Here is a 25,017-nt window from a genome sequence, read left to right as displayed (position 1 = left end):
GATAGAGAAAGCCGTTACGAAGCAGCCTGCTCGCCCGTGATGGCGCGATCGATGGCGTCGATCACGTTCTGCATCTCGACGAACTTGCTTCGGGCCCGTTCCGCATTGTCGCGATTGAAGGGCGCAGCCAGCACTTTCGCATGCGTATCGCGGTCTTCGATCATGCGCATACGCGCCGCCTTGAGCGTATCCAGACGTTCACTCATCTTGATCGGTCCTCATATCGGACGCTGAATCGTGCGTATGATCATGCCTACAGGATGAAGCCCGCCGGTGATGATCACCGACGGGCTTCAGTCATTTCAAATCTATGAGACGCAAAACTTGCCGGTCGAGAAATCCCAGTACATCCGTGGAAATTTCAGGACCTTCAAGCTCAGATAGCGCGCAGATCTTCCGCGCTGGTCTTTCCGCGCATCTTGTCAGCCTTGGCTTCGAAGGAAACCTTCTGGCCTTCATTGAGCGAACCCAATCCAGCGCGCTCGACTGCACTGATGTGAACGAACACATCCTGGCCGCCGTCATCAGGCTGAATGAAACCGAAACCCTTGGTCGCGTTGAACCACTTAACTGTACCGACTGTCATAACTATTCTCCAAGATGCGCGAATGCGCGAACCCTACGCGACATCGCGTGAGCCCGATCCGATTTCAACGATGTCTTGGGGAATGGAGCCGATTACGGCGCGGTCAACAAGCCAGAGCATATATTCGAATAAACACAATATAGGTGACACCCATCGAATTTGCAAGGCCAATGATCACCAGATTGATTTCACACGTCTTTGACGCAGTGAAAGGCGCGCGAATGGACACACCGAAGCCACGATCTCCGGTTCTGGCCGAGCTGCGCTTCGCCGAAAGGCGGCGTGATTTCGCGGAAGCTGGTGGCGACCATGCCGACAAATCACTGGCGCTGTGGCGCGTAAGCGATCTGCCGGGAGAGGCGTGATCCAGCCTACAGGTCGATGCGTCCCTGCATCACCGGCACGCAGCGCCCGGAAATGCGAACGCTCTCGACATGCCCGTCACGCTTCTGCACCTCGACCTCGATGAGGCTGCGACGCCCCATCTCGACGCCCTGCTCGATGGTGATGTTGCAGACCGCATCACGGCGCGGATCCAGACTCACCAGATAGGCTGCGAGCGCTGCGGAGGCGCTGCCGGTGGCAGGATCTTCGGGGACGTTGTCGAGCGGCGCGAACATCCGCGCGCGCAGGTGATCGAAACCATCACCGGTGCGGACATAGATGAAGGCCGAGAAACGATCGTCGGGAGACCGGTGTCTCTGCTCGGCCTGCGCGAAGGCCGTTGCGTTCGGCCGCGCGGACGCCAGCGCATCGAGACTGGCCAGTTCAGCCACCGCGAACGGCAGACCGACGGACACCATGCGCGGCCCGTGCGTTGACATGGCGATGGCATCGGGCGCGAGCGATATGCAGGCGGCCATCATGTCACGATCGATCTCACCCTGCATCGCGAGTGGCTGCGGTGCGACGAAGCCGGCGCCGACAATTGCGCCGCCACCGCGCAGCAGATCGAGATGGACGAGGCCCGCCTTCTCCTCAAACACCATGCGCTCGCCAACAGGCCTGCCGAAGACCGCCTCCTGGCGGCCAAGCACGAAGGCGGTGCCGACATTGGGATGACCGGCGAAGGGGATCTCGGTGGTCGGCGTGAAGATGCGAACGCGTGCCGTGTGCGCGGGATCATCCGGCGGAAACACGAATGTCGTTTCCGAATAATTGAACTCGGTGGCGATCTTCTGCAGCAGCCCCTCGTCGATACCGCGCGCATCGGGAACGACCGCCAGCGGATTTCCGCCGAAGCGCGTATCCGTGAACACATCCACGGTGACATAGTCGATCATCATGCTCTCACCATTGCGTTATCGCAGGGTTCGTCGACGTAACAGTCACGCCCGTCCTGCGTACCCGTAGCCATAAACCTAGGTATGACGCGCGCACACCACCGTCCGATTCACTGCGGAGTCGCAATCCCCTACATCGATAAGGCCACGCCGATACACTGCTGTTCGAACTGACCGGCGCGAACACGTCAAGCGCAACATCCAGTCTTCCCTCATCCTTCCGGCCGAGACAATCGCCGGGTAACCGAATGGTGATATCATGTTGATGAATTTCCTTTCCAGGACGACCATGCGTGCAATGCTGACTGCAGCCACGTGCCTGCTGACGGCTCCGGTGGCGCAAGCCGCGACGTCGGCACCCGTGAAGGCGAAGAACGTGGTGCTAGTGCATGGCGCCTGGGCCGACGGATCGAGCTGGGCCGAGGTGATTCCGCTGCTGCAGAAGGCCGGTTTGCATGTCACCGCCGTGCAGAATCCGCTGAGCTCTCTGGACGACTCCGATGCGGCGACACGCCGCGCGCTGGCGCTGCAGGATGGCCCGACCGTCCTGGTCGCCCATTCCTGGGGCGGCACCGTGATCAGCGACGTCGGCACCGACCCGAAGGTCTCGGCACTGGTCTATGTCGCTGCCCGCGCGCCGGATGCCAACGAGGATTTCGTGGCGCTGTCCGCCAAATTCCCTACGGGTGAAGTGCGTGCCGGAATCCAGAGCCATGATGGCTACACGCAGCTGTCCGAAGATTCGTTCCTGAAATATTTCGCCAATGGCGTTCCGCACAAGCAGGCCGAAGTTCTCTATGCCGTGCAGGGTTCGACCGCCGCATCCATCTTTGCGGGACGCACCACGGCAGCCGCCTGGCATGACAAGCCATCCTTCTATGCGGTGTCGAAAGAGGACAAGACGATCAATCCCGATCTCGAGCGTTTCCTCGCCAAACGCATGAATGCGACGACGATCGAACTCAATGCCGGCCACCTCTCGCTGGTCTCGCACCCGAAGGAAGTCGCCGACCTGATCCTCGCTGCGGCGGGTGTCAGGAAGTAGCCCTGGCGACGGCAGCCACTCCTCTCAATAATGGGCCTCGCGTCTCACGCGAGGCCCAGCTCCCAACACCGATCCCAGTGCCCGAAGTCATCGCCAGATGGCCACGCCAGTCACCGGGCATCATGCCGGCCTGACGCTGCAAGACCGCACGGGAGGTCTCAGGACTTCCCGTGCCTTTCGGCGATCAACCGCCCGACTGTCCGTCGATTGCGACATCGACGCCTTCATAGTTCTTGCCGCGAAGGCTGACCTTGTCGCCGTCGAATGACAGCGTCCATTTCCGCGATAGCTCGCTCGCGCCGATATTGATCCGCTCGACTTCGAACGCGTGATCATCCAGCCACCGTCCCTTCACGGCAAGCGGCCCATAGGGCGTGTCCTTTCCCTTGCGATACAGTCCATCGAGCCCGATAGGGCCGCTGATCATCTCGGGCGGCCGCGCCGAATTGCGGCTGTAGAGTTCGAAATCATAATGCGGGTTCGGGCCGACCAGTGTCAGCGACAGCGACTTCACGCCCAGCGGATTGCGGGCGAACGCATAGGTCTTGCCCGAGATCGTCGATGCGATCTCTGGCGTCGGTCCGACCTCTGACGGCTTCTCTGTCGATATGGCGCGGATGGCGCTCGCCAGTCGTTCTGTGCCGGCCGTGTCCGGCTGTATTGCAGTCTCGGATTTGATAGATGCCGCGATGGACGGCAGGAGAGTCGTCACGGCGCAGCCGTTTCTGCCTGTGGTCACCGCCACGAGATCCAGTGCCGGATAGACCACGATCAGCTGACAATGATAACCACTCGCCCAATAGACGTTGCTGTCGGGAAGAGCCCAGAAGAAATTCGAATAACGCCAGGCCGGAGCAAATGAGAGGTGCATGTCCACCGTGGCGTGGCTCACCCTGTCGATCCAGGCGGGCGACACCAGCGTCTTGCCCTCCCACACCCCCTTATGCAGATACAGATAGCCGAATTTCGCCATATCGCGCGGGTGCAGCGCCAGACCATATCCGCCGGTCGAGATGCCTTGCGGATCGCGTCGCCATTTCCACGCCGTGATGCCCAACGGACCGAACAGCTTCGCTTTCGCGTAATCCTCCGCGCTCATCCCGGTCACTTTGGCAAGGATGGCCGATAGCAGATGCGCATTTCCACTATCGTAATTAAAGCCCTCTCCCGGGGAAGCAGCCATCGGACGATCGAGAATGTACTGGATCCAGTCCCGGCTCCGTTCCATGCCGGTCGTCGACTCCAGTGAACCGTTGACACCGGCCCGACCGTCCCGCGCCAGTCCGGAGGTCATATCCAATAGACTTTGAAGCGTGATCGCTTTCTTGTTGTCATCGAGATTCGCAGCACTCCGATCAGCGAAGAATGCCAGCATCCGCTGGTCCGTGCCTTTCAGGAGACTGTCCTGCAACGCCATCGATGTCAGCGTGCTGATTACCGCCTTGGTGACGGAATTGACCACGTGCGGCAGATCAGGAGTGTAAGGCGCGTAATAGGCATCCAGAACGATCTTGCCATGCCGCACGATTAGCAGGCTGTCGAAATCATTGTGGCTTCCGAGCTCCAACAGTGTCGCGAGCGCTGCCGGGTCCACACCCTGCTCTTCCGGCGTGGATGTCTGCCAGCCTTGCGTCGGCCACGCCGGAGCCGGACCTTCGCCGGCAACCGCGCTGCCGAGCAGGGCCACAAACATGGCTGCGCCAAGCACATGCTTCAGACCGGGGAGTTGTGAATATCCCATGACGGCCTCGTTGCGGGATTTAACGCTGCGCAAGGACCATATCTGCAGCTACAGATTGTTCAATCGAATTGCTGCTTCATTCCGCCCACCGACTTGCAGCTGCGCGATCGCCTACACGGCAACAGGAACAAGCTTCGCGACGGCGCTGAGCAAATCGGTCTGGGTGATCAGCCCCTGAATCATGCGGTCCTGATCGACGATGATGACGGCGTGCGTTCGTCCATCGGTCAGCGTCGGCAGTAAGGTCACCGCGGGCGTCTGCATCGTCGCCGTCGCTGCGGGCGACATGGATTTTCCGACATCGCCCGATTCTTTCATCAGCTCGCGAAGGCCGACCGTTCCGACGAGCTGTCCCTGCATGCCCAGGACGGGGAGCGTGCGAACATTGTGCAGGAGCAGCCGCGAGCGGGCCAGTTCGGCACTGTCGCGCGCGCCCACCGTGACGACATCGCGGGACATGATGTCTCCGCACAGGATCGTGCCGTGCGAGCGCAGCATGGCCTGCAGTTCGACCTGCCGCAGCAGTGTTTCGAGATCATCGGGGCTGATATCAAAGGTCTCGCTCAGCGCTTCCAGCGCCTTGTCGATATCCTCGGCGCGAAAGCCGACCCGCAGCTCCGGGCTGATATCCGATGTCTGATGCGGGTTCGCCGATGGCACCGGCGCCCTGTGCGGATAGGTCCGCCGCGAGATCTTGTGGAACAGATAGCCCAGCCCGACCAGAAGCACCGAGTTCAGACCAACGGGCACGAATGGAAACAGATAGCCCGAAGCGGTCACGACAGGTCCGCCGATGATGGCCGTCAACGCCGTGGCGCCGCCGGGCGGATGCAGGCAGCGCGCAAAGGACATCGCGGCGATGGCCAGCGATACGCCGAAGCCGATCGCCAGAATCTGATCGGGAATGAGATGCGCGACAGCGACGCCGATCAGAGCCGAGATGGTGTTACCGCCGATGATCGCCCAGGGCTGGGCCAGCGGGCTGGTAGGGACCGCAAACAGGAGCACAGCAGATGCGCCAAGCGGGGCCACGATCAGCGGCAGGCTGGAGCTGTTGCCCAGCACAGATCGGCAGATCAATCCCGTAAGCACGATGCCCAGCAATGCGCCCAGGCAAGCGATCATGCGCTCGCCGAGCTTCGCCCCGGCCAGGACGGGGACGAACAGCCGAATACCTGTCTTGCGAGGAGAACCGCCCCTTGAAAGGTCGCTCGAAACGTCCTTTGGGTCTTTTCTTTTTGTCATTGAATCGGGACCAACGCACGGCTCTGCCAGAATGGCTGACGCCCCCCTTTGATCACTATGTGCAGGCGCCCGCAATGTTGAATACGACACGCGGGCCTGACGATCGCGATCTGGCAGAGCTATCCCTGCTCGGTTACAACATCCCGGCCATTCGCCCGAACGCGCCCCATCAGGAGGGCGCGACGGCGATCTCAAGGGAGGACCCATGGCCCGCATCGACTATAGCGATCCCGCCTCTGCCAGCGAGCGCACCCGCGAGATTCTTGGCAAGAATCGCAATGCCAATATCTTTCGCATGATGGCGCATTCGCCTGCCTATCTCGAACAATATTGCCGGCTCGGCGGGGCGATCCGCAACAAGGGCGAGCTCGATCCCGTGATCCGCGAACTGGCCATCACCCGCACCGGCATTCTCTGCGAGGCGCCCTATGAAGTGGCCGCACACAAGCGCATCGGCGGTTATGTCGGCGTGTCGGACGAACAGAATGCCGCGCTGGAGGATTGGCAGGCCGCGACATGTTTCGATGACACGCAGCGCGCGGCGCTGGCCTTCACCGATGAGATCGTCGCACTGCATCGCCCGACGGACGCGACCTTCAAAGCCATCGCAGCAAGACTGACACCGGGCGCGCTGGTGGAATTGCAGCTCGCGGTCGGCTTTTACATCATGACCTCGAAATTCCTCGAAAGTTTTGCTATCGACATGCAGCCCGTGTCCGAAGTCGTCTGACTTCACCACCCTCTTGAGCGTTCCAATTCCCTTGAGTCTCACATGTCAAAAACCACCCGCGCAACGCAAGCGCTGAGCAAGCTCGGCGCCGGGTTCACATTGCATAGCTACGACTACGATCAGAACGCCGACAGCATCGGCCTGCAGGCAGCAGACGCGCTGGGTATTCCGCCGCAGCGCATGCTGAAGACACTGATGGCCGAGGTAGATGGCAAGCCGGTTTGCGTCGTGGTGCCCTCCGACAAGGAGGTCAGCATGAAGAAGCTGGCCGCGGCATTTCGCGGCAAGAGCGCGAAGATGATGCGCCCGGCCGATGCCGAACGCATGACCGGCTATCATGTCGGTGGCATCAGCCCGTTTGGACAGCAGAAGCGCGTGCCGGTCGCGATGGAGCAGGCGGCGTTGTCGGAAAATACGGTCTATCTCAATGGCGGCCAGCGCGGGCTGCAGATCGAGATTGCACCGGAGGCCGCGCGCGCGGCGCTGGATGCCATGGCCGCCACACTGACGGACTGATGCGCATCACCGCTGTTTGAAGCCCGGGCATGCCGGCGTGATCACGACACGCTGTCGCAGGCGGGAACCGCGATGTAAGCTGCGCATTATCGATCTTGGACCTTAAGGGAGAATCGACATGCGCTCGATCCTGGCAGCAACCGCACTTCTGGTCGTCATGGGCGCGACGCCCGGCATGACCCGCGAATATCCATGGTGCTCGCGCACCTCGGCGACGGGCTTCAATCCGAGCTGTACGTTCACGTCGTATCGCCAGTGCATGGCCACCGTGAGCGGCCAGCGCGGCGACTGCATGCAAAACCCGATGCTGGCCTACGGCGACCAGCGCCGCGGCAGCCGCGCCATGCGCGGTCAGCCGGGCGACTGGGACAATGGATGGAGTAACGGCTGGAACAATAATTGGGATCGCCGCTGGTAGCGCGCCTCGCCGGCATCCGTAGCAGGTGATGGCTACGCGCTGGGCCGGCACCAGCGCGTAGCGTAGGATGGGTAGAGCGAAGCGAAACCCATCGCCTCAAACCCTGCCATGATGGGTTTCGCGAAGACGCTCTACCCATCCTGCGATACCCATCTACGATTTCCGCAACCACGCCCATGCCACGACCGCGATCGGAAGGCCGACCCCGAACCACGCAAAATAGCGGCCGGGATCGCCGGCGAGCAGCGCCGACAGCAAGCCTGCGAGCGACAGCACGCCGATGACGATCGGCGCACCGAACACCCGCCGCCAGCTCGCTTTGTGCTGCGGCACCTCGCTCATGACGAGGGCCCGAGGGCGGCCGCCGCGCCCGCAGACAGCCGCGCCCCGCGCCTGACCTTGCCGCGCTTGACCGCCCACAGATACAGCCCGCTGCCGAGCACGATGATCGTGAACATGGTCAGCAGCGCCCAGATGATCTTCAGCGGCATGCCGCCATAGTCGCCGAAATGCAGCGGTTGCGAGACCAGCACGGCCTTCAGATAGGTCGGCAACTCGCTGGTGTCGGACACCTCGCCGGTCTCGCCATCGAGCAGCACGGGTTTCACCAGCCGCGAGGTCAGCGGCGTGTCGCCGCGCAGGAAGACCGCGAAATGATGCGTCGATGTGAACGGCGTGCCGGGGAATGCGATGAAGGCTGGATCCATGCCGGGCGTCGTCTTCATGGCATTGCCGACGACCTTATCCAGCGATGCCAATTGCGTTGGCGTCGGCTTGCCGGCATAGGGCGCGGCCATGGCAGCCAGCTCGTTACGCTGCCAGATGCCGAGCATGACTTCGGCATAGGCGTTGATGACGCCCGTACCGCCGACCACCAGTGCCCACACGATGGTGATCACGCCAAGCAGATTGTGCCAGTCGAGCCACAACACCCGGCGCGATTTCTGCTTGCGGATCGCCGCGAAGTTCAGGCGGCGGGTGAACGGCCAGTACAGCACCACGCCGGACACGACCGCGATCATGAAGAGAAAGCCCATGACGCCCATGAACCACTTGCCGGGAAGACCGAGATACATGTCGGTATGCAGCCGCAACATCACCAGCATCGGGCCGGTGCCGAGCAGACCCACCGGCTTTGCCGTATAGGCATCGAACGCCTTCACCACCGTGGTCTGCGGATCGGAGGTCACCGTTTTGTTGGTGAAGGTCGAGACCATGCCGGGCTCGTCCTTGTCCCAAGCCATATACAGCAACACGTTGCCGGGATGATCCGCGATCGCCGCGCGGCCGATGGCATCCAGACTCAGTTTCGGCGCGCCGGGCGCATGCACATCCATCTTCGGCGCATAACCGAGCGCCTCGTCGATCTCATGGTGAAAGATCAAAGGCAGGCCCGTGAGGCACAGCAGCAGCAGGAAGACGGTGGAGACAAGGCTGGTCCATTTGTGGATCAGCGACCAGATGCGAGCCGTACGCGCTTTCAGGGGAACGATCCTTCTTCAACTACTGAAAATGTCGTCCCCGCCAAGCCGGGGACGACATGAGCAGATCATTTCGACGCGACGACCATGCGGCAAGCGGAACGCGCAGCGACCTATTGCCGAGCCGGCCCACTGGCCTGCGCCATCACCACTTGTAGCCGATGCTGCCGGTGATGCGGCGGCGATCGCCATAGAAGCAGGCATTCGCGGTCGAACAGCTGGCAATATAGATCTCGTCGGTGACGTTGTTCGCGTTCACCGCGAAGCGCCAGTTCTGCCAGTCGTAATGCACGGCGAGATCGCCGAGCGTGCGCGACGGCACCGAAAGGGTGTTGGCCGTATCGGCGTAGGACGCACCGACGTAACGCACGCCACCGCCGAAACCGAAGCCACGCAAGATGCCGTCCTGGAAAGTGTAGTCAGCCCAGCCCGACGCCAGCTGGCGCGGCGTGTTGGTCGGTACCTTGCCGATCAAGGCCGGATCGGCATTCGAACTGTTGAACAGGTTATAGGCGGTGAACGAGCCGACGACCTTGAGGCCCGGAGCCAGATTGGCGACGGCTTCGAGTTCGAGGCCGCGCGACGTCACCTCGGCATTCTGCATCTGCAGGTTCGGCGGGATGCTGTTCGGATCGGTCGTCAGCACATTCTTCCGCTTCAGGTCGAAATAGGCGAAGCCGAAGTGACCATCGAAGCCGGCGGGCTGAAACTTGACGCCGATCTCGGCCTGTTCGCCAGTTTCGGGCAGCAGCAACTGACCGGACGAGTTGGTGCCGATGATCGGATTATAGCTGGTGGCATATGACACGTAAGGCGCGACGCCGCTGTCGAAGTTGTAGATCAGGCCGGCGCGACCCGAGAACTTGCTGTCGCTGCGACCGAGCGGCGCGGTACCGGTGATGCGGCTGACGTCGTTGACGTCGACCCAGTCGTTACGGCCCGACAGCACCAGCGTGAAGCGGTCAAGCTTGATCTGGTCCTGGACATAGACACCAAGCTGCTGCTGCGTCAGCTGCGTATCGCGATAGGGCGCGGCAGTCAGCGGCGGAGCACCAGTATAAATCGGGTTCAGCACGTTGATCGACGGATTTCCGAATGCGAAGGCCTGGGTGTCGCTGATCGAGTAATATTTCAGGTCGAGGCCGAACAGCGTGGTGTGGCTGAGAATGCCGGTGTTGAAGCGATACTCGACCTGGCTGTCCATCTGCGCCTGATCGGCGATTCCGCGGGTGCCGAACGAATAACGCGCGAAGTCACCCGTGGTCTGGTTGGCGTAGCCGTTGCCGGTGACGCCGGTATAGTTCACGTCGACATGCGAGAAGCGTGCATTCTGGCGGAATGTGACACTGTCGGACAGCTTGCGCTCGAACTGGTAGCCGAGCATTTCCTGCTCGCGCTTGAACTTGTCGAAATTCGGCTCACCACCGAAGAAGCTGGTGGGAATGCGGCCGAACGGTCCGTTGGTCACCGTGCCGACATAGGGCAGGAATTGCGCTGCACGGGTCTCGTTATACGACGCCGAACCGAGAATGGTCAGCGTGGTGTCGATGTCCGGCTTCCAGGTCACCGATGGCGCGATGAAATAGTTGTTGTTCGGCGTGAAGTCGGTCTGCGTTCCGCCATTCTGCACCTGGCCGACGATGCGGGTGTAGAGCTCGCCATTGCCCGGCGCCAGCTTGATCGGCGTATTGATATCGAAGCCGAAATAGGCGTTGCCGAAATTATCGACGCCGGTCTCGATGTAGCGGATCGGCTCCGCCTGCGGCATCTTGCTGACGACGTTGACGAGACCGCTGGGGCTCGAACCACCATACAGGATCGCCGAGGGACCGCGCAAAATCTCGACGCGCTCCATGTTGAATGGCTGCAGCTTCCAGCTTGCATAGGACGTGTAGAACAGCTGCATGCCGTCGAGAAACACGCTGTTGTCGTCCGACTTGAAGCCGCGGATCAGGAACCAGTCGTTGCGGAAGTCGGAGCCGAATGTGCCGGCCGACACGCCGGGCACATAGCGCAGCACGTCGTCGAAGCTACGAGGCTTCTGATCGCGAATCTGTTCTGAGCCGATCACCGAGATGGCCTGCGGCGTTTCGTTGATCGGCGTGTTGGTCTTGGTGCCGGTCGAGCTGCGATTGGCGACATAGCCCTGGATCGGGCCGCGCGGGCTCTCGACAAATACATTGGTCTGGCGCGGAGCGACCGGACGCGGCGCGACTGCCGCGCGGGCACGTGGCGTCCGGCTCGGCGTCGTCGTGGCACGGCGGCGCTGCTGTGGCTGATTGACGACCACGGGTGGTAGCGGTTGAGCACCGCTCTGCGTGGAACTGGACTGCGCCGACGACGTATCGAGCGTGACGACGCTGAGCGCGCAGACCGACGACAAAAGTGCGAGACGCGACAAACCAACAATATTGTTCAAGGTGATCCCCGAAATCTCATCCGCATCGACATAGGCGATGATGGATGGCCTCATATGATGGATCGGGTTAGAGCGACGGCGGCGTCACCGCCAATAGAAGCGCTCCAAACAACAAGCAATCTGCGGCAGTGTGACATCGCTGCCGCAGATTTTACTGGTTCTAAATTCAGCGGATATCTTTCTCAGCCGGATATCGTTCCCGGCGCCCATTCGACACTCGTACCGAAGCTTGCTCCCCGCGCGTGCATAGACGCTGCGCGCCAGCGTGGCTTGTGCCGCCCAGCGAACTGCCGCCTATGGAAGGCTGCATTGACCCCCGAGCCGATGACCCCTTCCGCTGCGCCGCGACAAACGATCGTCGGCTGGTTCGCCAACCAGCCCTATCTCCTGCTCAGCCTTACCTCGCTGTTCTGGGCCGGCAATCTCGTGCTTGGCCGTTATGTCGCCGGCCATGTGCCACCGGTGACACTGGCCTGCGTCCGCTGGATCGGCGCCTTCTTCCTGCTGCTGCCCTTCGCCTGGACGCATCTGCGCACCGACTGGCCGGTGCTGCGTGCCCATCTGCCGATGATGTGGATGCTGGCCCTGACGGGCTTTGCCGCCAATACGGCGCTGGCCTATTGGGGCCTGAAATACACGCAGGCCCTGAACGCGCTGCTGATCCAGTCGTCGGGCCCGCTCTGCGTTGCGCTGTGGACGCTGATCCTGTTCGGCGTGCGGCTGACGCTGGCGCAATTGCTCGGCATCGTCGTCTCCATGGCCGGCGTGCTCATCATCATCCTGCGCGGCGATGTCACTGCGCTGGCCAGCATCCAGATCAACAAGGGCGACGCGATGCTGTTCGCGGCGCTGCTGGTGTTCGGCATCTATTCGGCGCTGATGCTGCGGCGACCGGTGACCCACCCGATGTCGCTGATTGCTTTCACCACAGCCGGCGGCGCGATTCTCACCGTGCCGGTCAGCATCTGGGAACTCAACTCCGGCTCACCGCTGATCTTCGACACCGTGACGCTGCTGACGCTTGCCTATGCCATGATCTTTCCGTCGGCGCTGGCCTATCTGTGCTTCAATCGCGGCATCGCGCTGATCGGCCCGAACCGGGCTGCACCATTTCTGCATTTGATGCCGGTGTTCGGCTCGGTATTGGCCATCGCGTTTCTCGGCGAGCAGCCGCAACTGTTTCACCTCATCGGCTACGCGCTGGTGCTGTCGGGCGTATTCATCGCATCACGGCGGTGATTCTCACGCGCCTCCGATCAATATTCCCACCGCCAGAACGATGACGCCGCCAAGCACCACCTGAAAGACGGCCTGCAGGAACGGCGTATCCATATAGCGTGCCCTGATATAGGCGATGGCCCAGAGTTCGAAGAAAACGACAACACCCGCGATGGCCGTCGCGATCCAGAACGCATTCGGCCAGCTGTCCGGCACGAGATAAGGCAGGGTATGGCCGAGACCGCCCAGCGTGGTCATCAGCCCGCAGATGCCGCCGCGCAGCCACGGCGAGCCGCGTCCGGTCATGGAGCCATCGTCCGACAGTGCTTCGGCGAAACCCATGCTGATGCCGGCGCCGATCGATGCCGCAAGGCCGACAAGAAACGTCTGCCAGTTGTGGTGTGTCGCAAACGCGGCGGCAAACAGCGGCGCCAGCGTGGACACCGAGCCATCCATCAAGCCCGCAAGACCTGGCTGGACATATTGCAGGACGAACATCCGGTGGCGGGTTTTGTCCTCCATCGTGCGAACGTCGGACGTCAGGATTGCATCCGATAGTTTGGACGCAAGATGCTCGTGTCCTTTTTCCAGCTCAGCCAGATCGCCCAGCAACTTGCGAACGCCGACATCCGTCGCCTGCTCGGCCGCCTTGACGTAAAAGCGCCCGGCCTCGAATTCCATCCTCTCGGCCTCCTTGCGGATGGTGTCGAGCGACAGGTTACGCGTGAGCCAAATCGGTCGGCGGCGGATGAAGCCCTTGACGTCTTCCCGCCGGATCGGCGGAAGGTTCGGTCCGAAGCGCTCCTCATACATCTGCAACAGCAGATGCCGATGGCCCTTTTCTTCTTCGGCCATCTCGCTGAAGACTTTCGCCGAATCGGGATAGCGCGCTGCCAGATCCTCGGCGAAGCTGAGATAGATCCGGCTGTCCTCTTCCTCGCTGGAAATCGCAACCGCCAGCACCTCACGTTCGGTGAGCTCCGAAAACGCCTTCATATCAACGCCTTAATTAGTTTAGAATTATTCTAATCTATACAGGAACTGCATTGCGTTTGTCAAAGAGCTTTGCGCCTGCGCGGCGCTGAACCTTGCGCTGGCCGGGAAGCAATAACGGCGACGAGAAGGACGGCGATGAAACGACCGTGCGTGCTCCGGAGGTCGCCCCGGCATCCGCACCGCCCTCGACGCGGAGCTGCGGATCAGCGACCACCTGCGCGTGTTCTCGCTAACGAACGCGACAAGGTCGGCACGGTGCTACAGAAGTCGATGCATGGCCTGCACCGTCGACAGTGCGCCAACCTGAATCGCACAGCTTTCCGCTTCCGTGCGTCACCGACCTCGGCTAGCTTGCCCGCAACAAATACGGGCCACCAAGGCCGACTCAGGGAGAAAAGCGGAATGCACGGACTTTCAGTTCTTCGCGGTGTGGCGAGCGCATCGTTTATCGGAGCGCTGCTGTTGGCGAGCCCCAATGCCATCGCACAGACTGCGAACTATCCGAACCGGCCGATCACGCTGGTCCTTCCTTTCGCCGCCGGCAGCGGCACCGACACCACAACGCGCCTGATCGCCAAGGAACTCGGCACCGCACTGAACGCCAACACCGTGATCGACAACAAGGCCGGTGCCAACGGCTCGATCGCCGCCAGCTTCGTCGCCCGCGCACCGGCCGATGGCTATACGCTGTTCGTGACGACCAACACGACGCATTCGGCCAATCCCTATCTGCTCAAGAATATGAGCTACGATCCCATCAAGGATTTCACCCCGATCGCGCGCACCGGCGACCTGCCCTTCATGCTGGTGATCAATCCCGAGATTCCCGCCAACTCCGTGGAAGAGCTGATTGCGCTCGCCAAGAAGGAGCCGGGCAAGTACTCCTACGCATCGGGCAGTTCGTCGGCGATCGTCTCGGGCGCGACCTTTGCCCGCCTCGCCAAGCTCGATCTCCTTCACGTGCCTTACAAGAGCTCTCCACCCGCGCTCACCGATGTCATCGCCGGCCGCGTCAGCATGATGTTCGTCGACGTGCCCACCGGCCTGCCGCACGTCAACGCCAAGGCGCTGAAGTCGCTCGCAGTGACCACCAAATATCGCTCCAAGCTGCTGCCGGATCTGCCGACCATGGACGAGGCTGGCGTGAAGGGCTTCGACATCACGTCATGGCAGGGTTATCTCGGCCCGGCCAACATGCCGAAGGACATCGTCGTCAAGCTCAACGCGGAAATCCGCAAGATCGTCGAGCGCCCCGAGATCCAGAAAGACCTCGCCAATCGCGGCATGGAAGCCTTCTCCGGGACGCCGGAAGAATTCGACGCCTTCCTGAAGGATCAGCTCAAAGTGTGGGAGAAGCTGATCACGGACGCTGGAATCGAGAAACAGTAGGGTTGGTCTGCCGACTTCCCGGGTGTCGTCCCCGCTTGCGCTGGGACGACAGGGGAAGGTTGTGACCTAACCCGCAGCCTCGGCGACCCGATGCCGCAGGGTTTTCCCGCCCGGTCATCTCCTCGTCATGGAACTGTCAGCGCAGCGTAACTCCCGCGCCTCAGAACACCGCGCATGGTCACCACAAAGGAGACAACCATGCGCAGCACATTCCTCTGCTCCGTCGCTTCCCTCGTCATGCTCACATCCACCGCTTTCGCGCAGACGGAAGGTGAATTCCCCGCCAAGCTCGCCGGCCATGCCGTGTTGCCGGCCGCCTCGACCATCGACGCGCCCGCGGATGCGCCGAACGATCTGAAGACCTCGGGCAAATACACCACCGGCAAGCGCGTCGACGCGCTCGGCACAGTGATGGGCAAGTCCTATGAGCGCGCCACCGGCATCTCGCTGCCGATGAAGGGCCAGCCGCTGCAGGGCCATTCCGGCATCAAGGTGATGCCCGACGGTTCGTTCTGGGTGCTGACCGACAACGGCGCCGGCTCGCGCTACAATTCGGCCGACTACATGATCTATCTCAATCACCACAAGATCGACTGGAAAAACGGCAAGGTCGAGCGTCAGGCCACCGTGTTCCTGCACGATCCCGACAAGAAGGTGCCGTTCCGCATCGTCCATGAAGACACCGCCAAGCGCTACCTGACCGGCGCCGATGTCGACACCGAAGGTTTCCAGATTATCGGCGACAATTTCTGGATCGGCGAGGAATTCGGCCCCTACATCATCAAGGCCGACAAGACCGGCAAGGTGCTGGCCGTGTTCGACACCGTCGCCGACGGCAAGCCGGTGCGTTCGCCGGATCATTGGTCGGTGCAGTCGCCAGGCGCGCCGGGAGCCACCTACACCACCGTCAACCTGCGCCGCTCCAAGGGCTATGAAGGCTTCGCCTCCTCGAAGGATGGCAAGTTCCTCTACGGCCTGCTCGAAGGTCCGATCTGGGATGCCGAGAAGAAGGACTGGGAGAAGGTCGACGGCAAGGAAGCGTCGCGCATCCTGGAATTCGACGTCGCCAACGAGAAGTTCACCGGCCGCTACTGGCAGTATGTGTTCGAACAGAACGGCAATGCCATCGGCGACTTCAACATGATCACCGCCGACAATGGCCTGATCATCGAGCGTGACAATGGCGAGGGCACCAAGGACAAGGCCTGCGCCGAGGGCAAGCGCGGTGAAGACTGCTTCCCCGATCTCGCCAAGTTCAAGCGCGTCTACAAGATCGAACTGAACGATGCCAATGTCGGCAAGCCGGTGCGCAAGGTCGGCTTCATCGACCTGATGAAGATCCAGGACCCGAACAAGCTGGCCCGCAAGCCGCTCAATGACGGCGTGCTGACCTTCCCGTTCTTCACCATCGAGAACGTCGACCAGGTCGATGCGACCCACATCATCGTCGGTAACGACAACAACCTGCCGTTCTCGTCGAGCCGCGAGCCGAACAAGGCCGATGACAACGAGTTTGTGCTGCTCGACGTCGCCGACTTCCTGAAGGCGAAGTAAGACACGTCCCTGGCTTCGGCCTGAACGCGAAGGCCCTCCCGCAAGGGAGGGCCTTTTTCGGTTGGGCTCTGCTTTCTTCCTTCTCCCTCTGTGGGAGAGGACGGCGCGGCCGAAGGCCGTGCCGGAGTGATTTGACTTTAGGCCGCTCTCACCTTGGTGAGGAACTCATCCACTGCCGTGCGCAGCAGGCCGGACTGGCTCTCCAGTTCCTGCGCATTCAACAGCACATGCGATGCCGCCGAACCGGTCGCTTCGGCCGCGCTGCTCACGCCGCCGATATGATTGCTGATCTCATTCGCGCCCGCCGACACCGACTGAATGTTGCGCGCGATCTCCTGCGTCGCCGCACCCTGCTGTTCGACCGCCACCGAGATCGTGTTGGTGATCTGGCTCATCTGCGCGATGGTCCCGGTGATCGCGCCGATCGACGCGACTGCCTCGCTGGTCGATGCCTGCATGGCCGCAACTTGCGCCGAGATTTCCTCGGTGGCCTTGGCGGTCTGGCTGGCCAGCGCCTTCACTTCGGAGGCCACCACCGCGAAGCCACGACCGGACTCGCCGGCGCGTGCAGCCTCGATGGTCGCGTTGAGCGCCAGCAAATTGGTCTGCGAGGCAATGCTGTGGATCAGTTGCACGACTTCGCCGATCTTTTCCGCACCGCTCGACAGGATCTGAACGGTGGCATTGGTGCGCTCTGCATCGCCCACCGCCTTGCTGGCGATCTCGCTGGAGGCCGACACCTGACGCAGCACTTCACTCACTGACGCCGACAATTCCTCCGCAGCCGCCGCAACCGTGCTGACATTATCGGACGAGCGCGTCGAAGCAGCGCTGACCGTCGCGGCGCGCGAGCTTGCATCGCTCGCCGTCGCGGTCATCGACTGCGCGGTGCTCTGCATGCCGACAGCCGCGGTGGAGACCGAGCGGACGATGCCGGTCACGCTGCGTTCGAAGTCGGCCGCCATGGCTTCCATCGCCGCGCGGCGTTCGGCAGCAATACGACCCTGCGCGTCTGCCTCGACCTGTTCGAGCGAACGGATACGGAGTGCATTGTCCTTGAACACCTGAACAGTCTTGGCCATCGCGCCGACCTCGTCGCCGCGGCCGACGCCGGGAATCTCATCATCGAGCGCGCCATTGGCAAGCGACTCCATGCGCGATCCCAGCATCCCGAGCGGCTTGGTGATGCTGCGGCCGATCAGCCACGCGATCGCGCCCGCCACTGCGGCAATGGCCAGCATGGCCAAACCGAGCGCCCAGATGATCGGCTTCAGATGGGCGTCGAGGTCGTCGAGATAGGCGCCGGTGGCAATGAACATGTTCCAGCCGGGGAGCGCTGCCGCATAGCCCATCTTGCGCGACGGGACCTGCTCATTCGGCTTCTGGAATTCATAGGTCAGGATCTTCGTGCCGTTGGCTGCGACGCCGTCGCGGAATTCACGCGTAATCGCCACGCCGCTGACCTTGACGTCGAGCCGGTTGGATCCCGCTTTGAAGCCCGGCAGATGAACCACGTCACCGTCCATCGTGTAGATAAACAGATAGTTGCCGTTGTCATAAGTCATCGGCTCGATGCGGCGCACCAGCTCGGCGGTCGCGGCTTCCTTGGTGAGCTTGCCTGCTGCGACGTCCTTCTGGATGCTGGCCGCTACGTTGGTTCCGATTTCGACGATCGACTTCAGCTGCTCGGTCCGCGCGGAGAGCATCTCGCTCTTGACCATATAGGCGGCCAGGATGCCGGCGGCGCAAAGGCCGATCATCGTGACCGCCACCAGGATGACGAGCTTGTACGTAATACGGATATTGGCGAGCTTCACGGCTAGATTTCCCCCGAACGTGCGATTTTCGATCGATTCCTCGCAGTAAACGTACCGGGGTAGTCTTCCCAAATCCTTACACCTGCGGGCGGGGCAAAAGCGCAGCACCGACCTGATGCCAGAATTTTCCGCATAACGAAAAATCCCCGCCTTTCGGGCGGGGATTTTGGCAATGTCAGTTCAGCTGAGAGACACTCAGAACGTCAGCGCCTTGGCCTGCTTCACCTGCGGCAGCGCCTGCACCTTGCTCAGCACGTCGGCCGGCACTGCGCCGTCGATCTCCACCAGGGCGATGGCGTCACCGCCCTGTTCGTTGCGGCCGAGATGGAATGTCGCGATATTGACCTTGGCGTCGCCGAGCAGCGAGGCGAACTTCCCAATGAAGCCCGGCTTGTCCTCGTTGGTGATATAGATCATCGACTTGCCGAATTCGGCATCGACACGGATACCCTTGATATCGACCAGCCGCGGCTTGCCGTCATGATAGACGGTGCCGGACACCGAGCGTTCCTGTCGCTCGGTGATAACGGTGACGGTGATCAGGCTTTCGTAATCGCTCTGCGCCGCGCGCACCACTTCATCGACCACCATGCCGCGCTCCTTGGCAACGACCGGCGCCGAGACGACGTTGACGTCGCCGAGCATCGGCCGCAGCAAACCGCTCAATGCAGCAGACGTCAGGGCCTTGATCTTCATTTCGGCAACCGCGCCTTCATAGGTGATCTGCACCTTGGCAATGCCGGTCTCGGTGAGCTGGCCGGCGAAAGAGCCGAGCTTCTCGGCGAGTTCGATGAACGGCTTCAGCTTCGGCGCTTCTTCAGCGGTGATCGACGGGAAATTCACCGCATTGGAGATCGCGCCGCTCAGAAGATAGTCCGACATCTGTTCGGCAACCTGCAGCGCAACGTTCTCCTGCGCTTCCGTGGTCGCCGCGCCGAGATGCGGCGTGCAGATCACGTTGGGATGGCCGAACAGCACGTTCGTGGTCGCCGGCTCCTCGACGAACACGTCGAAGGCCGCACCGGCGACATGCTTGGAATTCAGCGCATCGACCAGCGCCTGCTCGTCCACCAGGCCGCCGCGCGCGCAATTGATGATGCGAACGCCCTTCTTCATTTTGGCGATCGCCGCAGCATCGATGATGTTCTTGGTCTTCTCGGTGAGCGGCGTATGCAGCGTGATGAAATCGGCACGCTTGAGCAGGTCGTCGAGTTCGACCTTCTCGACGCCGATATCCTTGGCGCGCTCGGGTGACAGGAACGGATCGAAGGCGATGACCTTCATGCGCAGGCCGAGCGCGCGGTCGGCCGCGATAGCGCCGATATTGCCGCAGCCGATCACGCCCAGCGTCTTGCCGGTGATCTCGACGCCCATGAAGCGGTTCTTCTCCCACTTGCCGGCCTGCGTCGACGCATCGGCCTGCGGAATTTCGCGCGCCAGCGACAGCATCAGCGTGATCGCATGTTCGGCTGTGGTGATCGAATTGCCGAACGGCGTGTTCATCACGATGATGCCCTTGGCGGTGGCCGCGGGAATTTCGACATTGTCGACGCCGATGCCGGCGCGGCCGATCACCTTCAGGCGCGTCGCCTTTTCGAGGATCTTCGCGGTGGCCTTGGTGGCCGAGCGGATCGCGAGGCCGTCATAGTTGCCGATGATCTCGGCGAGCTTGTCCTTGTCCTTGCCGAGGTTCGGCTGGAAGTCGACGTCGATGCCGCGATCCTTGAAGATCTGCACGGCGGCGGGAGAGAGAGCGTCGGAAATGAGAACTTTGGGGGCGGTCATGATGAGGCTCCTTCACCCTCCCCTTGAGGGGGAGGGTCGGCGCGAAGCGCCGGGGTGGGGTGAAGCAACGGGCTGATCATTGAATGAGAGGACGGGGAGAGGGTGTCACCCCACCCCGCCGAATCCTGACGACGCTGCGCGTCGCCAGTCCTCGTCGACCCTCCCCCTCCAGGGGAGGGTAAGAAGCCGCCTTACGCCGCCTTGGCGAGCGAGGCCTTGGTCTCGGCAAAGGCCCAGTCGATCCACTGTGTGAGGATCTCGACGTCCTTGGCTTCGACCGTGGCACCACACCAGATGCGCAGACCGGCCGGCGCATCGCGATAATGCGCGAAATCGAAGCCGGCATTTTCCTTCTCGACAGCCGCGACCAGCTTCTTGGCGAAGTCAGCCTGCGCGTCCGGCGATAGCGCGGTGATCGCAGGATCGATCACCTTCATGCACACCGACGTGTTGGAGCGGATCGCAGGATCGGCTGCGAGGAAGTCGATCCACGGCGTCTTCGCCTTCCAGTCGGCGAGCGCCTTGGTGTTGGCATCCGCACGCGCGATCAGCGCCTTGAGGCCACCGACCGACTTGGCCCAGCCGAGCGCATCGAGATAATCCTCGACGCACAGCATCGACGGCGTGTTGATAGTTTCGCCGACGAAGATGCCCTCGTTGAGCTTGCCGCCCTTGGTCATGCGGAAGATTTTCGGCAGCGGCCACGGCGGCGTATAGTTCTCCAGACGCGCCACGGCGCGCGGCGACAGCACCAGCATGCCATGCGCGGCTTCACCGCCCAGCGCCTTCTGCCAGGAGAAGGTGACGACATCGAGCTTGGCCCAGTCGAGCGGCTGCGCGAAGGCGGCAGACGTCGCGTCGCAGACGGTCAGGCCTTCGCGATCAGCCTTGATCCAGTCGGCATTCGGCACGCGCACGCCGGATGTGGTGCCGTTCCAGGTGAAAACGATGTCCGAATTCGGATCGGCCTTTGACAGGTCAGGGAGCTCGCCGTAGCCGGCATGCAGCTTGGTGACGTCCTTGAGCTTCAGCTCCTTGACGATGTCCGAGACCCAGCCCTCGCCGAAGGACTCCCATGCGATTGTAGTGACGGGACGCGGCCCGAGCAGCGACCACAGCGCCATTTCGACGGCGCCCGTATCCGAGGCCGGCACGATACCGATGCGGTAATCGGCGGGCACTTCAAGCACTTCACGCGTCAAATCGATCGCGAGTTTGAGCTTGTTCTTGCCGATCTTGGCACGGTGCGAACGACCGAGCGCGGCATCATTGAGTTTTTCGGGGGTCCAGCCGGGGCGCTTGGCGCAGGGGCCGGAGGAAAAATGCGGCACGTTGGGCCGCGAAGAAGGCTTCACTGCAGTCATAATCTATCCTTCCAGATAGCTAGCCTCCCGTTGGGGGGAGGTGTCCCACTGGCGTGGATATGGGAAGCGCCCCGAAGCGTCAAGCGACTTCGGAACTATCACGCGTCATTGATGGCCGGATAACATTGCCTGACGCAGGATCATTGTCCGCTGAAACGCAGCGTCATGCCCACATGGCTATCGGCGAAACCGAGCCGCTTGTAGAAGCGCTGGGCATCGACCCGGGTTTGATGTGTCAGCAGTTCGACAAGCTTGCATCCCCTCGCCTTTGCCTCGCCAATGGCCCATCGCACCAGTTCTTCGCCGATGCCCTGGCTGCGCAGCGTTGTCGCGACGCGAACATCCTCGATGAGCGCACGCGAAGCGCCCTGCGAGCTCAGCCCCGGCAGGATGCAGAGCTGCAGGCATCCGACCACGCTGCCGTCGTGTCCTTCTGCAACCATCAACTGGATGTTGGGATCATGCGCAAGTTTGTCGAAGGCATCGTAGTAAGATTGCGGCAGCGGATCCTCGATGCGCTCGCGGCCACGGCCGAGCGCATCATCGGCCAGCATCGCAACGACCGCTGCAACGTCTTCGCGGCGCGCCGGCCGCAGTACGATCTTCGTGCTCATACGAGGCCCAGTGCCTTCTCGCTGTCGGCGATCCAGCGCCGGATGGATGCATAACCGTCGAGATGGAAACCACCCTCATGAGCCACGCGCGAATAGGCCAGCAATGACACATCGGCCAACGAGACGTGATCGCCGACGAGGAAACGCGACGTCGTCAAATGATGCTCCATGCGCGCCAGCGCGAAATAGCCGCGCTTGAGCTTTTCGGGATCGAGATCCGAAATGGCTTTGCCGAGATAAACGATCTGATAGCGGCACACCGCGATATAGGGCTCATGGCTGTATTGTTCCCAGAACAGCCATTCATCCATCCTGGCGGCATTATAGGCGTCAGCCGGAATCAGATCGCCGCCACGCGCGAGATAGCGGATGATGGCGTTCGATTGTGCCAGCGGGCGGCCGTCCTCGAGCACGATGGTCGGCACCTGGCCGGCGCCGTTGAGCGCCAGAAACTCCGGCGTCCGGCTCTCGCCCTTGCTGGTATCGACATCGATCCATGTATAGGGAAGCTTGAGGTGATCGCTCACCCACTTCACCTTCAGGCAATTGCCGGAATTGATGTCGCCGTAGATCTTCATGATGACTGCCTCACACTAAACCGGTGTGAGAGCATCATCGGTCATGTTCGTTGTCAACAATGACGCGACAGGCGGCTCCAGCCGATCATGTGCGGCGATCAGAACTTGTAACCCAGACCGCCACGAACCGTATTCATGTTGATATCAACCGGGGACGTAATGCGCTGATATTCATATTCGCCACGCAGAAAGAAGCCCGCCGCCAGCATCACGTCGACGCCGAAGCCGGCCGAATAGCCGTAGACGAAGTGGTCTCCAAGACTGGTCGCATTCGGTATAGAGAGGCCCGTAGTTCCATTTGCCAGGCTGACGCGCTGGATGATGTCAGCACGACCAAAGCCAATGCCGCCAGTCAAGTAAGGCAGGAAGCTGCCGATCGAATAGCCTGCACGGACCCGCAGCGATCCGAAGTCATGGACGGTCGCCGATGCTGTCGAGGTGGTGAACAAAGTCGGCGTTATAGGAAGATTGGTACCTGTGCTCGTGCCCGTATAATCGCCGTGCAGATAGCTGGCATCGAGGCCGATGACCACGTCGTCCCACTGCCAGTTGTAGCCGACGAAACCACCATAGGCGGAGCCTTGCTGGTTGGCTTTGCCCAAGGCGGGATATGCTGTCGGAGCGAGACCCGTCTGCGGCTGCAAGCCAAGCGCCAAATTGTCATTGGCGTTCTTGAAATTCATGTTGGAGGATCCGTAGCCATATTGGCCACCGATATAGAAACCCTGCCAGATTGTTTGCGTCGAACTCAGACCTTCGGGGAACGAACCACGCAGCGCCGGGAGTTCCGGCATGTCAGCCGCTTGAGCGGTTTGCACTAGTCCAAGCAGCGCTACAGCGATTAGAAGTCTACGCATCACGACAATTCCCCAACTCACCGAACTGTCCCGATCATCCGCTGTTAACCTTAATCATTGGTTGCAATCATACCGTCCGCGCAAAACAAAACGGCGCGGGAAACTCCCGCGCCGTTAAGGTCTCTTAAGATAGTTGGCGCGATCAGCGCTCGCTTAGCCCTTGCGGATCAGCGGCGGCGGCGGCGGCGCGTAGGCCGGCGGCGAGTCGAGATTCCAGCGCACGCCGAGCTTCAGGTCATGCGAAGTGATGTCGTTGAACTTGAATGAATTTCCGAAACCCGTACCGTCGAATGTAGCAAGGTTGCTTGCAGTCGTCCCGCTTCCGAGATTGACATAACTGTAGGCCAATTCCATCGTAACGTTCGGACTGATCTTATACGCAAGACCAGCATGAGCCGCCCACGCAAAGTTCCACTTCGACGCGCTCGATGCAGTCGCGGAGCTGGCAACCGGCGGGCCGCCGACGGAGTATAGACCGGCTCCATCCTGCTGCAGGTTACTAAGACCGTTGTCGGTGAAATTCGAGACAGTGACTCGCGCCGCACCAACGCCTGCACCGACGAACGGCGTCACGCACCACCAGGTTCCCAGATCGACATAGGCGTTGGCCAGGAACAGCAACTCAGACTTACTGGCGCTGTACGTATCAGATCCCGAATAAGTCTGAGTAGCGCCACTGGTCGTGAAATTGCCGCCAATGAGACCGTCGAAGCGGTCTGACCCCTTGAAATTGGATTTGCCGCGATATTGCCCGGTTACGTCTGCGCGGAACCAGTTGTTGAACTGATAACCGACACCGACACCAAAGATGCCTGCGGTATCGAACTCAGTGGCTTGATTCAGATTCGTGAGGTTTGCGTAGTTTGCAGGATTAGAATGACGAATGTCCTTCACTTTCTGATTGCTGAAACCGATATCGCCGCGCAGGTACCAGCCGCCGAAATCCTCGACCGGCGGCGGCGCATACATCTGCGGCGGTGGAGCAATGGGCATGTCGGCGGCGAAAACGGCGGTCGACATCAGGGAGGCCGCTCCCGCGGCCAGAATGAATTTAACGCTACGCATTGGCTTCGTCCTTTGGGCCAAAGAGGCAACTGATGGAGGCCTCACACTCGGAAACTCACAGTCGGACGATGACACCAACTCCTTAAGTCGTACTTAACCCTAACTTTTAAGGTTGATATTTGGTGACGAAAATGCAGGCAAGTTCCGCACCGCCTCTGCGCCGCCACAGTCCCTAACAATGTCTTGCTATCACGACGCGCTGCTACGCATCGCGATATCGCCAGGTGTTAACGAGGAGTTACTTGCCTCGAGCGAACTATCAAAACGCAGAAGAGCCGCCTCACCCGATCAATATTCGGACAAGACGGCTCTTCAT

24 protein-coding genes are annotated in these 25,017 nt (G+C 61.3%); 8 read left to right on the top strand and 16 right to left on the bottom strand.

Features of this window, described 5'->3' with window-relative positions; all coding sequences use genetic code 11:
- Positions 1-14 precede the first annotated feature (14 nt).
- Together AC1RLZ_RS22375 and AC1RLZ_RS22370 are read right to left on the bottom strand one after the other, a co-directional pair.
- Positions 15-206: a hypothetical protein gene (locus AC1RLZ_RS22375; protein ID WP_493190377.1), complete on the bottom strand. Its 192-nt coding sequence runs from the start codon at positions 204-206 to the stop codon at positions 15-17.
- A 170-nt stretch (positions 207-376) separates the two neighbouring features.
- On the bottom strand, positions 377-586 hold the full coding sequence (locus AC1RLZ_RS22370) for a cold-shock protein (RefSeq protein ID WP_092138872.1): 210 nt from the start codon (positions 584-586) through the stop codon (positions 377-379).
- 170 nt (positions 587-756) lie between these two features.
- Here AC1RLZ_RS22370 and AC1RLZ_RS22365 point away from each other — a divergent pair, with 170 nt between their 5' ends.
- The gene (locus AC1RLZ_RS22365) at positions 757-951 is read left to right on the top strand and encodes a hypothetical protein (RefSeq protein WP_493190376.1); all 195 of its coding nucleotides are present in this window, start codon (positions 757-759) and stop codon (positions 949-951) included.
- Between the two features lie 6 nt (positions 952-957).
- Here the strand turns inward: AC1RLZ_RS22365 and AC1RLZ_RS22360 are convergent, their stop codons facing one another.
- Positions 958-1,869 carry a PhzF family phenazine biosynthesis protein gene (locus AC1RLZ_RS22360; protein ID WP_493190375.1) on the bottom strand — a complete coding sequence of 304 codons (912 nt, stop codon included), beginning with the start codon at positions 1,867-1,869 and terminating at the stop codon, positions 958-960.
- A 265-nt stretch (positions 1,870-2,134) separates the two neighbouring features.
- Between AC1RLZ_RS22360 and AC1RLZ_RS22355 the strand changes: the two genes are divergently transcribed.
- The gene (locus AC1RLZ_RS22355; RefSeq protein WP_493190398.1) at positions 2,135-2,914 is read left to right on the top strand and encodes an alpha/beta fold hydrolase; all 780 of its coding nucleotides are present in this window, start codon (positions 2,135-2,137) and stop codon (positions 2,912-2,914) included.
- A 184-nt stretch (positions 2,915-3,098) separates the two neighbouring features.
- Here AC1RLZ_RS22355 and AC1RLZ_RS22350 read toward each other — a convergent pair whose 3' ends face one another.
- Entirely contained in the window at positions 3,099-4,655 is a 1,557-nt protein-coding gene (locus AC1RLZ_RS22350; protein ID WP_493190374.1) for a serine hydrolase domain-containing protein, read from the bottom strand.
- A 111-nt stretch (positions 4,656-4,766) separates the two neighbouring features.
- Positions 4,767-5,900: an HPP family protein gene (locus tag AC1RLZ_RS22345; protein ID WP_493190373.1), complete on the bottom strand. Its 1,134-nt coding sequence runs from the start codon at positions 5,898-5,900 to the stop codon at positions 4,767-4,769.
- Positions 5,901-6,105: 205 nt separating this feature from the next.
- On the opposite strand from AC1RLZ_RS22345, the gene AC1RLZ_RS22340 reads away from it, so the two are divergent.
- From AC1RLZ_RS22340 to AC1RLZ_RS22330, 3 genes are all read left to right on the top strand, one after another.
- Complete coding sequence (locus tag AC1RLZ_RS22340) at positions 6,106-6,630, top strand: carboxymuconolactone decarboxylase family protein (protein WP_493190372.1); 525 nt, start codon at positions 6,106-6,108, stop codon at positions 6,628-6,630.
- 42 nt (positions 6,631-6,672) lie between these two features.
- Positions 6,673-7,146, top strand: coding sequence for a Cys-tRNA(Pro) deacylase (gene ybaK, locus AC1RLZ_RS22335; RefSeq protein ID WP_493190371.1), 474 nt, complete (start codon positions 6,673-6,675; stop codon positions 7,144-7,146).
- Between the two features lie 118 nt (positions 7,147-7,264).
- Positions 7,265-7,564 carry a DUF3551 domain-containing protein gene (locus AC1RLZ_RS22330; RefSeq protein WP_493190370.1) on the top strand — a complete coding sequence of 100 codons (300 nt, stop codon included), beginning with the start codon at positions 7,265-7,267 and terminating at the stop codon, positions 7,562-7,564.
- A gap of 153 nt (positions 7,565-7,717) precedes the next feature.
- Here the strand turns inward: AC1RLZ_RS22330 and AC1RLZ_RS22325 are convergent, their stop codons facing one another.
- The 3 genes from AC1RLZ_RS22325 to AC1RLZ_RS22315 form a co-directional block, all read right to left on the bottom strand.
- A complete protein-coding gene (locus AC1RLZ_RS22325; protein WP_493190369.1) occupies positions 7,718-7,906 on the bottom strand; it encodes a hypothetical protein in 189 nt (62 codons plus the stop codon).
- Positions 7,903-9,015 (bottom strand): PepSY-associated TM helix domain-containing protein, encoded by a 1,113-nt coding sequence (locus AC1RLZ_RS22320; protein WP_493190397.1) that lies wholly within the window; start codon positions 9,013-9,015, stop codon positions 7,903-7,905. Before AC1RLZ_RS22320 ends, AC1RLZ_RS22325 begins: the two co-directional genes overlap by 4 nt.
- Before the next feature lie 175 nt (positions 9,016-9,190).
- Positions 9,191-11,518, bottom strand: a complete 2,328-nt coding sequence (locus AC1RLZ_RS22315; protein ID WP_493190368.1) for a TonB-dependent siderophore receptor — start codon at positions 11,516-11,518, stop codon at positions 9,191-9,193.
- Between the two features lie 270 nt (positions 11,519-11,788).
- Here AC1RLZ_RS22315 and AC1RLZ_RS22310 point away from each other — a divergent pair, with 270 nt between their 5' ends.
- Positions 11,789-12,703: a DMT family transporter gene (locus AC1RLZ_RS22310; protein ID WP_493190367.1), complete on the top strand. Its 915-nt coding sequence runs from the start codon at positions 11,789-11,791 to the stop codon at positions 12,701-12,703.
- A 3-nt stretch (positions 12,704-12,706) separates the two neighbouring features.
- On the opposite strand, the gene mbfA is transcribed toward AC1RLZ_RS22310, so the two are convergent.
- Entirely contained in the window at positions 12,707-13,678 is a 972-nt protein-coding gene (gene mbfA, locus AC1RLZ_RS22305; RefSeq protein ID WP_371421132.1) for an iron exporter MbfA, read from the bottom strand.
- Between the two features lie 402 nt (positions 13,679-14,080).
- Between mbfA and AC1RLZ_RS22300 the strand changes: the two genes are divergently transcribed.
- The gene (locus AC1RLZ_RS22300) at positions 14,081-15,067 is read left to right on the top strand and encodes a Bug family tripartite tricarboxylate transporter substrate binding protein (protein WP_371421133.1); all 987 of its coding nucleotides are present in this window, start codon (positions 14,081-14,083) and stop codon (positions 15,065-15,067) included.
- Positions 15,068-15,265: 198 nt separating this feature from the next.
- Positions 15,266-16,621 carry an esterase-like activity of phytase family protein gene (locus tag AC1RLZ_RS22295; RefSeq protein WP_493190366.1) on the top strand — a complete coding sequence of 452 codons (1,356 nt, stop codon included), beginning with the start codon at positions 15,266-15,268 and terminating at the stop codon, positions 16,619-16,621.
- Between the two features lie 137 nt (positions 16,622-16,758).
- Here the strand turns inward: AC1RLZ_RS22295 and AC1RLZ_RS22290 are convergent, their stop codons facing one another.
- From AC1RLZ_RS22290 to AC1RLZ_RS22260, 7 genes are all read right to left on the bottom strand, one after another.
- Positions 16,759-18,438, bottom strand: a complete 1,680-nt coding sequence (locus tag AC1RLZ_RS22290) for a methyl-accepting chemotaxis protein (RefSeq protein WP_493190365.1) — start codon at positions 18,436-18,438, stop codon at positions 16,759-16,761.
- Between the two features lie 195 nt (positions 18,439-18,633).
- Positions 18,634-20,223 carry a phosphoglycerate dehydrogenase gene (gene serA, locus AC1RLZ_RS22285; protein ID WP_493190364.1) on the bottom strand — a complete coding sequence of 530 codons (1,590 nt, stop codon included), beginning with the start codon at positions 20,221-20,223 and terminating at the stop codon, positions 18,634-18,636.
- A 191-nt stretch (positions 20,224-20,414) separates the two neighbouring features.
- The gene (locus AC1RLZ_RS22280; RefSeq protein ID WP_493190363.1) at positions 20,415-21,587 is read right to left on the bottom strand and encodes a phosphoserine transaminase; all 1,173 of its coding nucleotides are present in this window, start codon (positions 21,585-21,587) and stop codon (positions 20,415-20,417) included.
- Between the two features lie 140 nt (positions 21,588-21,727).
- Positions 21,728-22,201, bottom strand: a complete 474-nt coding sequence (locus AC1RLZ_RS22275) for a GNAT family N-acetyltransferase (RefSeq protein ID WP_493190362.1) — start codon at positions 22,199-22,201, stop codon at positions 21,728-21,730.
- Positions 22,198-22,779, bottom strand: coding sequence for a glutathione S-transferase family protein (locus AC1RLZ_RS22270; RefSeq protein ID WP_493190361.1), 582 nt, complete (start codon positions 22,777-22,779; stop codon positions 22,198-22,200). The genes AC1RLZ_RS22275 and AC1RLZ_RS22270 overlap by 4 nt, the downstream gene beginning before the upstream one ends.
- Before the next feature lie 98 nt (positions 22,780-22,877).
- A complete protein-coding gene (locus AC1RLZ_RS22265) occupies positions 22,878-23,657 on the bottom strand; it encodes an outer membrane protein (RefSeq protein WP_493190360.1) in 780 nt (259 codons plus the stop codon).
- Positions 23,658-23,789: 132 nt separating this feature from the next.
- Positions 23,790-24,701: an outer membrane protein gene (locus AC1RLZ_RS22260; RefSeq protein WP_493190359.1), complete on the bottom strand. Its 912-nt coding sequence runs from the start codon at positions 24,699-24,701 to the stop codon at positions 23,790-23,792.
- Positions 24,702-25,017: the final 316 nt, after the last annotated feature.

This window comes from Tardiphaga sp. GW822-FHT04G09, assembly GCF_058800725.1.
Note: the sequence above shows the minus strand (reverse complement) of the source record. Positions and strands in the feature narration are given on the sequence as shown.

What these genes read in the sequence shown, in the direction of transcription:
- AC1RLZ_RS22375 (WP_493190377.1), bottom strand. Translation starts at nt 206, where the DNA reads ATGAGTGAACGTCTGGATACGCTCAAGGCGGCGCGTATGCGCATGATC.
- AC1RLZ_RS22370 (WP_092138872.1), bottom strand. Translation starts at nt 586, where the DNA reads ATGACAGTCGGTACAGTTAAGTGGTTCAACGCGACCAAGGGTTTCGGT.
- AC1RLZ_RS22365 (WP_493190376.1), top strand. Translation starts at nt 757, where the DNA reads ATGATCACCAGATTGATTTCACACGTCTTTGACGCAGTGAAAGGCGCG.
- AC1RLZ_RS22360 (WP_493190375.1), bottom strand. Translation starts at nt 1,869, where the DNA reads ATGATCGACTATGTCACCGTGGATGTGTTCACGGATACGCGCTTCGGC.
- AC1RLZ_RS22355 (WP_493190398.1), top strand. Translation starts at nt 2,135, where the DNA reads ATGAATTTCCTTTCCAGGACGACCATGCGTGCAATGCTGACTGCAGCC.
- AC1RLZ_RS22350 (WP_493190374.1), bottom strand. Translation starts at nt 4,655, where the DNA reads ATGGGATATTCACAACTCCCCGGTCTGAAGCATGTGCTTGGCGCAGCC.
- AC1RLZ_RS22345 (WP_493190373.1), bottom strand. Translation starts at nt 5,900, where the DNA reads ATGACAAAAAGAAAAGACCCAAAGGACGTTTCGAGCGACCTTTCAAGG.
- AC1RLZ_RS22340 (WP_493190372.1), top strand. Translation starts at nt 6,106, where the DNA reads ATGGCCCGCATCGACTATAGCGATCCCGCCTCTGCCAGCGAGCGCACC.
- ybaK (WP_493190371.1), top strand. Translation starts at nt 6,673, where the DNA reads ATGTCAAAAACCACCCGCGCAACGCAAGCGCTGAGCAAGCTCGGCGCC.
- AC1RLZ_RS22330 (WP_493190370.1), top strand. Translation starts at nt 7,265, where the DNA reads ATGCGCTCGATCCTGGCAGCAACCGCACTTCTGGTCGTCATGGGCGCG.
- AC1RLZ_RS22325 (WP_493190369.1), bottom strand. Translation starts at nt 7,906, where the DNA reads ATGAGCGAGGTGCCGCAGCACAAAGCGAGCTGGCGGCGGGTGTTCGGT.
- AC1RLZ_RS22315 (WP_493190368.1), bottom strand. Translation starts at nt 11,518, where the DNA reads ATGAGGCCATCCATCATCGCCTATGTCGATGCGGATGAGATTTCGGGG.
- AC1RLZ_RS22310 (WP_493190367.1), top strand. Translation starts at nt 11,789, where the DNA reads ATGACCCCTTCCGCTGCGCCGCGACAAACGATCGTCGGCTGGTTCGCC.
- mbfA (WP_371421132.1), bottom strand. Translation starts at nt 13,678, where the DNA reads ATGAAGGCGTTTTCGGAGCTCACCGAACGTGAGGTGCTGGCGGTTGCG.
- AC1RLZ_RS22300 (WP_371421133.1), top strand. Translation starts at nt 14,081, where the DNA reads ATGCACGGACTTTCAGTTCTTCGCGGTGTGGCGAGCGCATCGTTTATC.
- AC1RLZ_RS22295 (WP_493190366.1), top strand. Translation starts at nt 15,266, where the DNA reads ATGCGCAGCACATTCCTCTGCTCCGTCGCTTCCCTCGTCATGCTCACA.
- serA (WP_493190364.1), bottom strand. Translation starts at nt 20,223, where the DNA reads ATGACCGCCCCCAAAGTTCTCATTTCCGACGCTCTCTCTCCCGCCGCC.
- AC1RLZ_RS22280 (WP_493190363.1), bottom strand. Translation starts at nt 21,587, where the DNA reads ATGACTGCAGTGAAGCCTTCTTCGCGGCCCAACGTGCCGCATTTTTCC.
- AC1RLZ_RS22275 (WP_493190362.1), bottom strand. Translation starts at nt 22,201, where the DNA reads ATGAGCACGAAGATCGTACTGCGGCCGGCGCGCCGCGAAGACGTTGCA.
- AC1RLZ_RS22270 (WP_493190361.1), bottom strand. Translation starts at nt 22,779, where the DNA reads ATGAAGATCTACGGCGACATCAATTCCGGCAATTGCCTGAAGGTGAAG.
- AC1RLZ_RS22260 (WP_493190359.1), bottom strand. Translation starts at nt 24,701, where the DNA reads ATGCGTAGCGTTAAATTCATTCTGGCCGCGGGAGCGGCCTCCCTGATG.